Source organism: Falsiroseomonas sp. CW058, assembly GCF_050563535.1.
GTDB lineage: Bacteria > Pseudomonadota > Alphaproteobacteria > Acetobacterales > Acetobacteraceae > Falsiroseomonas.
The window spans coordinates 110,922-122,777 of sequence record NZ_JBNXUO010000012.1; the positions used below are offsets into that span (position 1 = coordinate 110,922).

General features: G+C 72.4%; 9 protein-coding genes. 7 read left to right on the forward strand and 2 right to left on the reverse strand.

Translation table 11 applies throughout. From position 1 onward, the window contains the following. The first annotated feature begins 65 nt into the window (after nt 1-65). Genes ACK8OX_RS12090 through ACK8OX_RS12120 form a run of 7 tightly spaced genes read left to right on the forward strand, consistent with a single transcriptional unit; the run spans nt 66 to nt 8,913 of the window. A complete protein-coding gene (locus tag ACK8OX_RS12090; protein ID WP_430664350.1) occupies nt 66-2,300 on the forward strand; it encodes a 4Fe-4S binding protein in 2,235 nt (744 codons plus the stop codon). Nucleotides 2,301-2,332: 32 nt separating this feature from the next. After that, on the forward strand, nt 2,333-4,282 hold the full coding sequence (gene nosZ / locus ACK8OX_RS12095) for a TAT-dependent nitrous-oxide reductase (RefSeq protein ID WP_430664351.1): 1,950 nt from the start codon (nt 2,333-2,335) through the stop codon (nt 4,280-4,282). Next, nucleotides 4,279-5,613, forward strand: coding sequence for a nitrous oxide reductase family maturation protein NosD (locus ACK8OX_RS12100; RefSeq protein WP_430664352.1), 1,335 nt, complete (start codon nt 4,279-4,281; stop codon nt 5,611-5,613). The genes nosZ and ACK8OX_RS12100 overlap by 4 nt, the downstream gene beginning before the upstream one ends. After that, the gene (locus ACK8OX_RS12105; protein WP_430664353.1) at nt 5,610-6,524 is read left to right on the forward strand and encodes an ABC transporter ATP-binding protein; all 915 of its coding nucleotides are present in this window, start codon (nt 5,610-5,612) and stop codon (nt 6,522-6,524) included. The genes ACK8OX_RS12100 and ACK8OX_RS12105 overlap by 4 nt, the downstream gene beginning before the upstream one ends. Then, on the forward strand, nt 6,521-7,351 hold the full coding sequence (locus ACK8OX_RS12110) for an ABC transporter permease (protein WP_430664354.1): 831 nt from the start codon (nt 6,521-6,523) through the stop codon (nt 7,349-7,351). Before ACK8OX_RS12105 ends, ACK8OX_RS12110 begins: the two co-directional genes overlap by 4 nt. Continuing rightward, the gene (locus ACK8OX_RS12115; protein ID WP_430664355.1) at nt 7,348-7,917 is read left to right on the forward strand and encodes a nitrous oxide reductase accessory protein NosL; all 570 of its coding nucleotides are present in this window, start codon (nt 7,348-7,350) and stop codon (nt 7,915-7,917) included. Before ACK8OX_RS12110 ends, ACK8OX_RS12115 begins: the two co-directional genes overlap by 4 nt. Before the next feature lie 12 nt (nt 7,918-7,929). Continuing rightward, on the forward strand, nt 7,930-8,913 hold the full coding sequence (locus tag ACK8OX_RS12120) for an FAD:protein FMN transferase (RefSeq protein ID WP_430664356.1): 984 nt from the start codon (nt 7,930-7,932) through the stop codon (nt 8,911-8,913). On the opposite strand, the gene ACK8OX_RS12125 is transcribed toward ACK8OX_RS12120, so the two are convergent. Together ACK8OX_RS12125 and glgX are read right to left on the reverse strand one after the other, a co-directional pair. Beyond that, nucleotides 8,910-9,311: a response regulator gene (locus ACK8OX_RS12125; RefSeq protein ID WP_430664357.1), complete on the reverse strand. Its 402-nt coding sequence runs from the start codon at nt 9,309-9,311 to the stop codon at nt 8,910-8,912. The two genes, ACK8OX_RS12120 and ACK8OX_RS12125, sit on opposite strands and share 4 nt — an antisense overlap. Nucleotides 9,312-9,499: 188 nt before the next feature. Continuing rightward, nucleotides 9,500-11,728 (reverse strand): glycogen debranching protein GlgX, encoded by a 2,229-nt coding sequence (gene glgX, locus ACK8OX_RS12130; protein ID WP_430664358.1) that lies wholly within the window; start codon nt 11,726-11,728, stop codon nt 9,500-9,502. Nucleotides 11,729-11,856: the final 128 nt, after the last annotated feature.

The window sequence follows — 11,856 nt, forward strand, 5'->3', positions numbered from 1 at the left end:
CCGAGGAAGGCGATCTGTTCGACCACGCGCTGCCCTGCGTTGCGGGGGTATCGTTGCCGCGTCGCGTGGCCGGGGGGCTCCTGCGCGCATTTCTCGTCGCGCTGCTCATCCTCGGCATCGCCGGTCCCGCCGGGGCTGCGCGGCTTGCGGATTTCCTGCGCGACCAGCCTGCGGGCGAGGTGATGCCGGGTGCCGACAGCCTCGGGCCGCCGCAAGGCGAGCCGCCGATGGCGCCCGCCCTTGCCGCGGGGCGCCAGGTCGGGTGGGTGTGGCTCAACAGCGACGTCACGGACGCCACCGGCTATTCCGGCAAGCCCATCCACATGCTGGTCGCAGCCGACATGGACGGCGTGATCCGCGGCATCCGGTTGGTGGACCACAAGGAGCCGATCGTGCTGATCGGCATCCCGGAACGCCGCGTGGTCGACTCCATGAACCGCTTGATCGGCGCATCCATGCCCGCGGTGGCGCGGGGCGAGATGCGGCCGCCGCAGGCCGACATCGTCAGCGGCGCCACGGTGACGGTGCTGGTCATGGCCGACAGCGTGGTGCGTTCCGCCGTGCGGCTGATCCGCGCCGGGCGGCTCGGCCCTGCCGCCGCGGGCGTCGCTGCGGCCGTGCCGCAAGCTGCGACACTCGCGCCCGATGCCGGCGAGGTGCGGGACTGGGAGGCGCTGGTCGGCGACGGATCGGTGCGGCGGCTGCACCTCTCGACCGGCGAGGTGAATGCCGCCTTCGAACGCAGCGGCAACGACGCCGCTGCCGCGATGCCGGAGCCGGGCGACCCGGACGAGACCTTCATCGACCTCTACGCCGCGCCGGTCAGCGTGCCGGCCATCGGGCGCAGCCTGCTCGGCGATGCCGGCTACCAGCGGCTTGCCGCGCGGCTCGCCCCCGGCCAGCAGGCGATCCTGGTGGCGGGCGAGGGCGCCTATTCCTTCAAGGGATCGGGCTATGTGCGCGGCGGCATCTTCGACCGCATCGCGGTGGAGCAGGACGGCCGGACCCTGCGCTTCCGCGACCACGACCACACCCGGCTCGGCGCGATCGAGGCGGCGGGCGCGCCGCGCCTGCCGGAGATCGGCCTTTTCGTGGTGCCGCGCGACTTCGAGCTGGACGTGACGGAGCCGTGGCAGCTGCAGCTGCTCGTCCAGCGGTCGATCAGCGTGCGGGAGAAGGCCTTCCTGCCCTTCGAACTGGGCTACCGCCTGCCGGAGCCCTACCTGGTGCGGCCGCAGCCCGTTGCCGCGCCGGCGCCGCCGGCCGGCGCGGGGGCCGCCACGGCGGTGCAGGGCGACATCGAGGAGCCGCTGTGGCAGCGCATCTGGCGGGCAAAGACCTGGGATGTCGCGGTGACCATCGTCGCGCTGCTCATCCTCACCGGCATCTTCTTCTTCCAGGACCAGCTGGTGCGGCGCCCGGCGCTGTACCGCTGGGTGCGGCGCGGCTTCCTGCTGTGGACGCTGGTCTGGCTCGGCTGGTACGCGAATGCGCAACTCTCGGTCGTCAACGTCCTGACCTTCACCAATTCGCTGCTGACGGGCTTCAGCTGGGACTACTTCCTGACCGCGCCGCTGATCTTCCTGCTGTGGTGCGGCGTGGCAGCGGCGCTGATCTTCTGGGGGCGTGGGGTCTTCTGCGGCTGGCTCTGCCCCTTCGGCGCGCTGCAGGAACTGCTGGCCAATGTCGCGCAGAAGCTGAAGGTGCCGCAGCTCGCCGTGCCCTGGGGCCTGCATGAGCGGCTGTGGCCGGTGAAGTACATCGTGTTCCTCGGGCTGTTCGGCGTGTCCATGCATTCGGTCGCGCTGGCCGAGCAGCTGGCCGAGGTGGAGCCCTTCAAGACCGCGATCATCCTCAAGTTTGTCCGCGAATGGCCCTTCGTGCTCTATGCCGTCGGGCTGCTGGCGGCGGGACTGTTCGTGGAGCGGTTCTTCTGCCGCTACCTCTGCCCGCTCGGCGCCGCGCTCGCGATCCCGGGCCGGATGCGCACCTTCGAATGGCTGAAGCGGTGGCAGGAATGCGGCACGCCTTGCCAGCGCTGCGCCCGCGAATGCCCGGTGCAGAGCATCCACCCCGAGGGCAACATCAACCCGAACGAGTGCATCTACTGCATGCACTGCCAGGAGTTGTACCGGGCCGAGGACCGCTGCCCGCACAACATCCAGCTGCGCTTGAAGCGCGACCGGCGCGAGGCGCTGTCCTCCCCGCCCGGCACGCCGGCGGGCAAGGGGCCGCCGAAGACCGTCATCACCCGGACCGGGGCCGAGGGCGGCGCGCCGCCCCTGGCCAAGGGTATTTGAGCCCAAGGGCATTCGAGGAAGGAGAACGAGACATGTCGGACGATGCGAAGGACCATGGCGTGAACCGCCGCAGGCTGCTCGGCACCACCGCGGCGGCGGGCGCGGCCGGTGTCGCCGGGGGCGCGGCCTTCTCGCCCTTCGGCAGCAACACCGCCGAGGCGCAGGGCCGCCAGCAGCCCGCCCAGTTGCGCCAGCCCGCGCGGCCGCCGCAGCAGAGCTACGAGGTGAAGCCGGGCGAGCTCGACGAGTACTACGTGTTCTTCTCCTCCGGCCAATCGGGCGAGGTCCGCATCGTCGGCCTGCCGTCGATGCGGGAGCTGATCCGCGTGCCGGTGTTCAACCGCGACAGCGCGACCGGCTGGGGCCAGACGAACGAGAGCCTTCGCGTGCTGACCGAGGGGCTGACCGAGGAATCGAAGGACCACCTGCGGCGCATCGGCAGGGTCACCTACGACGCGGGCGACCTGCACCACCCGCACCTGTCCTTCACCGACGGCACCTATGACGGCCGCTACCTGTTCGTGAACGACAAGCTGAACACGCGCGTCGCCCGCATCCGGCTCGACGTCATGCGCTGCGACAAGATCATCCAGCTGCCGAACCAGCACACGGTGCACGGCCTGCGCGTGCAGAAATACCCGCGCACCGGCTACGTCTTCTGCAACGGCGAGGACCGGGTGCCGGTCCCGAACGACGGCCGCGACCTCGACAAGCCGCAGGAATACCGGTCCATCTTCACCGCGGTGAACGGCGACACGATGCAGGTCGCCTGGCAGATCATCGTCGACGGCAACCTCGACAACACCGACGCCGACTACCAGGGGAAATACGCCTTCGCGACCTGCTACAACTCGGAAGGCGGCGTGACGCTGGCCGAGATGATGGCGGCCGAGCAGGACTGGGTGGTGATCTTCAACCTCCGCCGGATCGAGGAGGCGGTGCGCCGCGGCGATTTCCGCACCATCGGCGGCGTGCCGGTGCTGGACGGCACGAAGGGATCGCCGCTGACCCGCTACGTGCCGGTGCCGAACAGCCCGCACGGCATCAACACCGCGCCCGACGGCATCCATGTGGTGGCGAACGGCAAGCTGTCGCCGACCGCGACCGTCTTCGACGTGCGGCGCTTCGACGACCTGTTCGACGACAAGATCCAGCCGCGCGACACGGTGGTGGCGGAGCCGGAGCTCGGCCTCGGTCCGCTGCACACGGCCTATGACGGGAAGGGCAACGCCTACACCACGCTGTTCATCGACAGCCAGGTGGTGAAGTGGAACATCGACGCCGCCCGCCGCGCCTTCCGGGGCGAGAGGGTGAACCCGATCATCCAGAAGATCGACGTCCACTACCAGCCCGGCCACAACCACACCTCCATGGGCCAGACCAAGGAGGCGGACGGCAAGTGGCTGATCAGCCTGAACAAGTTCTCGAAGGACCGCTTCCTGAACGTCGGGCCGCTGAAGCCGGAGAACGACCAGCTCATCGACATCTCGGGCGACCGGATGGTGCTGGTGCATGACGGGCCGAGCTACGCCGAGCCGCATGACGCGACCATCGTCCACCGGTCCAAGATCAACCCGGTGCATCGCTGGAACCGCGACGACCCGTTCTTCGAGCATGCGCGCAACCAGGCCCGCACCGACGGCGTGGACCTGATGGCGGACAACAAGATCGTCCGCGACGGCGACAAGGTGCGGGTCTACATGACCTCCACCGCGCCGACCTTCGGGCTCGAGGAGATCCGCGTCCGCCAGGGCGACGAGGTGACGATCTACGTCACCAATGTCGACGACGTGGAGGACCTGTGCCACGGCTTCGCGGTGGTGAACTACGGCATCAGCATCGAGATCCAGCCGCAGGCCACCTCCTCCGTCACCTTCAGGGCGGAACGGCCGGGCGTGCACTGGTATTTCTGCACCTGGTTCTGCCACGCCATGCACATGGAGATGAAGGGGCGCCTGCTGGTGGAGGCGCGCAGCGCGTGACCCTGCGCGCCATCCTGCTCGGCCTGCTCCTGGCCGCCGCGGCACCCGCCGCGGCGCGCCAGGTCGCGCCGGGCGGGGACATCGCGGCCGCGGTCGCGGCGGCGGCGCCGGGGGAGGTGGTGGAGCTTCTCCCCGGCCTGCATCGCGGGCCGGTGCGGCTCGACCGGCCTGTGGTGCTGGCGGGGCGGGAAGGCGCGGTGCTGGAAGGGCCGGGGCGGGGCAGCGTCGTGACCGTCACCGCGCCCGGCGCGGCGGTGCGCGGGCTGGTGCTGCGCGGCTCCGGCTCCAGCCTCGACGGGATGGACAGCGGCGTCTTCCTCGCGCAGTCCGCCGAGGGCGCGGTGGTGGAGGGTTCCCGCATGGAGGGGAACCTGTTCGGCGTCTATGTCCACGGCGCGCCGGGCGCGGTGGTGCGCGGCAACGTCATCGCCGGCCGCGCCGATGGCCGCATGTCGGAACGCGGCGACGGCGTGTCGGTCTGGAACGCGCCCGGCGCGCGGGTGGAAGGCAACGACATCCGCCACGGGCGCGACGGCATCTTCGTGCGCGTCAGCCGCCGCAACGTCTTCGCCGGCAACCGCTTCCGCGACCTGCGCTTCGGCGTCCACTACATGTACACGAACGACAGCGAGGTGAGCGGCAACCTCTCCTCCGGCAACCATGCGGGCTACGCCATCATGTATTCGCAGCGCCTGGTCGTGCGCGGCAACCGGTCGGAGGGCGACCGCGACCACGGGCTGCTGTTCAACTACGCCAACGCCTCCGAGGTGACGGGCAACTGGGTGGTGGGCCGCCCGCGTGCCGCCCGCGGCGCCGCCGCCGAACTGGACCGCGAGCACGCCGTGCCCGGTGCGGTGGAGGAGGACGGGCCCTCCCCGGGCAAATGCGTGTTCATCTACAACGCCAACCGCAACCGCTTCACCGGCAACCGCTTCGAGGGCTGCGGCATCGGCGTGCACTTCACCGCCGGGTCCGAGGGCAACACGGTGACCGGCAACGCCTTCATCGGCAACCGCGCGCAGGTGAAATACGTGGGCACGCGGCACCTGGACTGGTCGGCGGCGGGCCCCGGCAACTACTGGTCCGACAACCCCGCCTTCGACCTGGACCGCGACGGCATCGCCGATGCCGCCTACCGTCCGAACGACCTGGTGGACCGGGTGCTGTGGACCGCGCCGCGGGCGAAGCTGCTGCTGAACAGCCCGGCGGTGCAGGTGCTGCGCTGGGCGCAGTCCCAGTTCCCCGCGATCCTGCCCGGCGGGCTGGTGGACAGCCGCCCGCTGGTCTCGCCGCCGCCGCCGCCGGCCGCCGGCCTCGGATGGGCGCCATGAAGGCGGACCTGCCGGTCATCGAGCTGGAGGGCGTGGCGAAGACCTACGGCGCGGTGCAGGCGGTGAAGGGCGTGTCCTTCAGCCTGCCGCAGGGATCGCGCGTCGCGCTGGTCGGGCACAACGGCGCGGGCAAGACGACGCTGATGAAGCTGATGCTCGGCCTGGTGCGGCCGAGCGCGGGGCGGCTGCGCGTGCTGGGCGAGGACCCGGCCGATGGCGCCGCCGCCGCGCGCCGGCGGCTCGGCTGGCTGCCCGAGAACGTGTCCTTCAACCCCGCCCTCACCGGGCGGGAGGTGCTGCGCTTCCTCGCCCGGCTGAAGGGCGAGCCGGCGTCCACCGCCGATGCGCTGCTGGATAAGGTGGGGCTGGCGGATGCCGCGCGGCGGCGGATCGGTGGCTATTCCAAGGGAATGCGCCAGCGCCTCGGCCTCGCGCAGGCGATGCTCGGCAACCCGCGCGCGCTGCTGCTGGACGAGCCGACCACCGGGCTCGACCCCGCGGTGCGGCAGGGGCTTTACGAGATGCTGGCGGAGCTGGCGGGCGGGGGGACCACCATCCTGCTGTCCTCCCACGCGCTGGAGGAGCTGGAGGGACGGGTGGAACGGGTGGTCATCCTCGACCGAGGCGAGCTGGTGGCGGATGGCGGCATGTCGGAGCTGCGGGGCCTGGCCGCGCTGCCGGTGCGCGTGCGGGTCCGCCTGGCCGGGGCCGCGGTGCCCGATTGGGTGCCCGGCGATGCGCGCCGTGCCGGGCCGGAGCTGCTGGACTTCACGATCCCCTCCGAGGGCAAGCTGCCGCTGCTGCGCCAGGCCGCGCCGGACCCGCGCGTGCGCGACATCGAGCTGGTGCAGCCCTCGCTCGACGAGCTCTACGGCCATTTCCTGCGCAGCCGTGCGGAGCTGCGGCGATGAGGGCCGTGCTGCTCATCGCCGGGAAGGAGGTGCTGGAGGGCATCCGCAACCGCTGGGTCGTCGCGGCGACGCTGCTGCTGGCTGCGCTCGCGCTCACGCTCGCCTTCCTCGGCGCGGCGCCGGCGGGGCGGGTGGGGGCGGGGGCGCTGGAGGTGGTGGTGGTCAGCCTGTCCAGCCTGTCGATCTTCCTGCTGCCGCTGATCGCGCTGCTGCTGTCGCACGACGCGGTGGTGGGAGAGGCGGAGCGCGGCACGCTGCTGCTGCTGCTGACCTACCCGGTCACGCGCTGGCAGGTGCTGGCGGGCAAGTTCCTGGGGCAGGTAGCGATCCTGGCGCTGGCCACCGTGCTGGGCTACGGCGCGGCCGCCGCGGCGCTGGCGGCGGCAGGCAGCCTGGGCGGCGGCGGGGCATGGCACGCCTTCGCGCAGATGCTCGGCTCCTCCGTCCTGCTCGGTGCGGCCTTCGCCGCGCTCGGCACCCTGGCCAGCGCGCTGGTGCGGGACCGCGGCACGGCGGCGGGCATCGCCATCGGGCTGTGGCTGCTGCTGGTGCTGCTGTGGGACATGGCGCTGCTCGGCCTGCTGGTCGCCGACCAGGGGGAGACGCTGACGGCGGGCGCGGTGGACGGGCTGCTGCTGGCCAATCCGGTGGATGCCTATCGCCTGTTCAACCTGGCCGGCCTCGCCGACATCCGCATGCTGTCCGGCATGGCGGCACTGGGGGGAGAGAGCGCGCTGACCCCGCCTGTCCTGCTGGCCGCGCTGGCCGCCTGGGCGCTCGTGCCGCTCGTCGCCGCGATGGCACTTTTCGCCCGGAGGGAATTGTGACACGCCGCATCCTCGCCCTTCTGCTGCTCCTCGCCCTGCCGCTGGCGGGCTGCGACGATGCCGACAAGGCGGCCGCCAACCCGCCCCCGCCGGTGGCGCTGACGCGCGAGGCGGTGGGCCATTTCTGCGGCATGACGCTGGTGGAGCACGCCGGGCCGAAGGGGCAGATCCTGCTGCGCGGGCGCAGCCAGCCGGTCTGGTTCTCCTCCGCGCGGGACACGGTGGCCTTCACCCTGCTGGAGGAGGAGGCGAAGGGCATCCAGGCCATCTACGTCTCCGACATGGCGCGGGCGGCGGAGTGGGACGACCCGGGCGCCGAGAACTGGGTGGAGGCGCGGCGCGCCTGGTTCGTGCTCGGCAGCGACCGCCGCGGCGGCATGGGCGCGGAGGAGGCGGTGCCCTTCTCCGACCAGGCGGCGGCTGAACGCTTCGCCGCGCAGCATGGCGGCCGGCTGCTGCGCTTCGCCGACCTGCCGCGCGACTGGGTGCTGGGCGGCCAGGCGACGGGGACCGAGGCCCCGGCCGCGCCGCGCCAGTCCGGCGGCCCGCCGCGGCACCACCACTAGGGACGCTCCGCCATGCGCCGTCGCGAGTTCTGCATCCTCGGCGCCACGGCCGGGTTCGCCCTGCCGGGCCGCACGCGGGCCGATGCGCCGCTCGCCACCTGGACCGGGCGGGTGCTGGGGGCTGTGGGCTCGATCGCGCTGCACCACGAGGACCCGGCGCGGGCCCGCCGCCTGCTGTCCGACTGCGTCGCGGAGATCGCGCGGCTGGAGGCGGTGTTCAGCCTGTGGCAGCCCGGCAGCGCGTTGGCGGAGCTGAACCGCAGCGGCGTCCTCGCGCCCCCGCCGCCGGAGATGGTGCGGCTGCTGATGCAGGCGCGGCGCGTCTCGGCGCTGACGGACGGCGTCTTCGACGTGACGGTGCAGCCGCTCTGGGCTCTCCACCGCGAGTATTTCGCGGCGCATGGCCCGGCGGCGCCCGGCCCATCGGCCGAGGCGCTGGCGGCCGCGCTGGCGCTGGTGGACGCGAGGCGCATGGCCGTCTCGCCGGACCGCATCGCGCTCGGCCGGCGCGGCATGGCGGTGACGCTGAACGGCATCGCGCAAGGCTTCGTCACCGATGCGGTGGTCGGGCTGCTGCGGCAGGGCGGCGTCGCGCACACGCTGGTCGATCTCGGCGAGGCGCGCGCGGTCGGCGCGCATCCCTCTGGCCGGCCCTGGCGCGCGGCGCTCGACGATCCGGGGCGGCCGGGCCTTCCCTGGGCGGAGCTGGACCTGGCGGACCGCGCTCTCGCGACCTCCGGCGATGCCGGCTTCGTCTTCGACGCGGCGGGGCGCTTCACCCACCTCCTCGACCCCCGCACGGGGACGAGCCCGCGCCGCCACCGCGCCGTGTCGGTACTGGCGCCGGATGCGACGCTGGCGGACGCGCTCTCCACCGCCTTCGCGCTGATGCCGGAAGCCGCCATCGCGCGCAGCCTGGCGGCCCTGCCGGGGGTGGAGGCGCGGCTGCTGCGGCACGACGGCAGCGTCGCCGCGATCCAGGGCGGTGGGGCCTAATCCACGAACAGGTCGAAGTTCGGCGGCAGGCGGTGCGGCGCCTCCCCGCGGGCGAGGCGTTCCAGCACACCGAGCGCGCGGGGCACGTCCTCCGCCGCGAAGGGCTTCCGGAGGCAGGCGCGCCCGCCGCAGTCCTCCATCTCCTGCCGGAAGCCGAGGGCGTAGCCGCTGGCATAGAGCACCTGCACGCCGCGGCGCGCCAGGACGCGGCCGACCTCCAGCCCCGCCCGGCTCGGGCCGAGGGTGATGTCCACCACGGCGAAGGCCGGCGGGTCCGGCTCGGCGAGGCGCAGGGCCTCGGCCGCGGTGGCGGCGCAGCCGCGGACGGCGAAGCCATGCCGGGCAAGGGCCTCCTCGACCGACAACGCGGTCAGGCTGTCATCCTCGACCACCAGCACCGTGCGTACCAGCGGCGCGGCGTGCCGGTGCGCGGACGCACCGCCCTCGCGCCGGGATGGAACGGATGGGTCCTGCCGGCGACCCTGCATCTGGCGTCACGTCCCCGCCTGGCCGGGCCGCCCCAGGCCCGCCCACGGTATCCCCGGTAACGGCCGTGCCGCGCCGGCGTTCCGCGCGGCCGCGCCGATCAGCCCGGCAAGGGCAGCGGCGCCGCGCCGGCAAGGAGGGCTGCGGTGGCGGCCGAGAGGATGGCGCGCCCGCCGCGTTCCGGCTGCAGTAGGAACAGCAGCAGCGACCGGCCGGTGACGAGGTAGGGATGGCCGAAGCCGAACTCCCCCGGCTCGTCCAGCGCGGGGCGGTGGGTGTCCACCAGCAGCAGCCAGTGCTGGCCAGCGGGGGGCTCCGGCAGCGCGAATTCCACCACGTCGTGATGCGCGTTCAGCACCAGCAGCAGCGTCGCGTCGGAAGCCGGGCGCCGGATGCCGGTGGCCTGGGCGCGCCCGTCGAGCAGCATGCCGAGGCAGCGCGTCGCCGGGTCGTCCCAGTGTTCCGCATCCATCTCCGACCCGTCCGGCAGCAGCCAGGTGACGTCCTTCACGCCGATGTCCTCGTTCACCGCGCCGGTCAGGAAGCGGCCGCGGCGCAGCACCGGGAAGGCCTGGCGCAGCGCGACCAGCTTGCGGACGAAGGCGGCGAGGTCGCGGCCTTCCCCGTCGATGCCGGACCAGTCCACCCAGTTGGTCGCGTTGTCCTGGCAATAGGCGTTGTTGTTGCCGTGCTGGGTGCGGCCGAACTCGTCGCCGGCCAGGATCATCGGCGTGCCCTGGGACAGCAGCAGCGTCGCCAGCATGTTGCGCTTCTGCCGGGCGCGGAGCGCGCGGATCTCGGCATCCTCCGTCGGGCCTTCCGCGCCGTGGTTCCAGGACAGGTTGTGCTCGTGCCCGTCGCGGTTGCCCTCGCCATTCGCCTCGTTGTGCTTGGCGTCGTAGGAGACGAGGTCGTGCAGCGTGAAGCCGTCATGCGCGGTGACGAAGTTGACGCTGGCCCAGGGCTTGCGGCCGCGGCGGTTGAAGCGGTCGCCGGACGCGGTGAGCCGCGCGGCGAGTTCGGCCGCCTGCCCCTCGTCGCCCTTCCAGAAGGCGCGCACGGTGTCGCGGAAGCGGTCGTTCCATTCGGCCCAGCCCGGCGGGAAGCCGCCCACCTGGTAGCCGCCCGGCCCGCAATCCCAGGGCTCCGCGATGAGCTTGACGCGCGACAGCAGCGGGTCCTGCCGGCAGCTGTCGAGGAAGCCGCCCCCCTCGTCGAAGCCGTGCGGTTCCCGCCCCAGGATGGTCGCGAGGTCGAAGCGGAAGCCATCCACCCGCATCTCCCCCGCCCAGTAGCGCAGGCTGTCGGTGACCATCTGCAGCACGCGCGGATGCGACAGGTTCAGCGTGTTGCCCGTCCCGGTGTCGTTCACGTAGTAGCGCGGCTGGTCGGGAAGCAGGCGGTAGTAGCTGGCATTGTCGATGCCCTTGAAGGACAGCATCGGGCCGCGTTCGTTGCCCTCGCCCGTGTGGTTGTAGACGACGTCCAGGATGACCTCGAGCCCGGCGTCGTGCAGGCGCGCCACCATCTCCTTGAACTCGCGCGCCGCGAAGGTGGGCTCCCGCGCGTAGCGGCGGGCGGGGGCGAAGAAGGCGATGGTGTTGTAGCCCCAGTAGTTGGTCAGCCCCTTCTCCAGCAGGAAACTGTCATTGGCGAAGGTGTGCACCGGCAGCAGCTCGACCGAGGTGATGCCGAGGGAGCGCAGGTGGCCCACCACCTCGGGCGCGGCGAGCCCGGCATAGGTGCCCTGCATCTCCGCCGGCAGCGCGGGGTGGCAGCGCGTGAAGCCCTTCACATGCGTCTCGTAGATGATCGTCCGCTCCCACGGGACGCCCGGCGCGCGTTCGCGGCCCCAGCTGAATGCGCTGTCGATCACCCGGCATTTCGGCACCAGCGCCGCGCTGTCGCGCGTGTCGAAGGTGAGGTCGTCGCCGCTTTCCAGCACATAGCCGAAGACCTCGGGGCCCCAGGTCAGGTCGCCCACGATGGCGCGCGCATAGGGGTCGAGCAGCAGCTTGTTCGGGTTGAAGCGGTGCCCGGCCTCGGGCGCATGGGGGCCGTGGACGCGATAGGCGTAGACGGTGCCCGGCCGCGCATCCGGCAGGTAGCCGTGCCAGACCTCATCGGTGAATTCCGGCAGCTCGATGCGTTCCAGCTCCCGCTCGCCCGCGTCGTCGAACAGGCAGAGCTCCACCTTCGTCGCATGCGCCGAGAACAGCGCGAAGTTGACGCCGAGCCCGTCCCAGGTTGCGCCCAGCGGGAAGGCCTGCCCCTCACGCACGCGTGACCGGCGCAGCAGCCCCGGTCCGTGCCGGACTTGCGTGTCCATCCGTCTCTCCCGTCTCCGGCGGTGCAGAACAGGCGACCACGCCCGTCGTTCCGCGCCGCGGCGGTTTCTTCCGCCAGGGCGCGGAACGGACCGCGCGCTCCGCAGTTTGCGCGGCGTCCTCCTGGTCC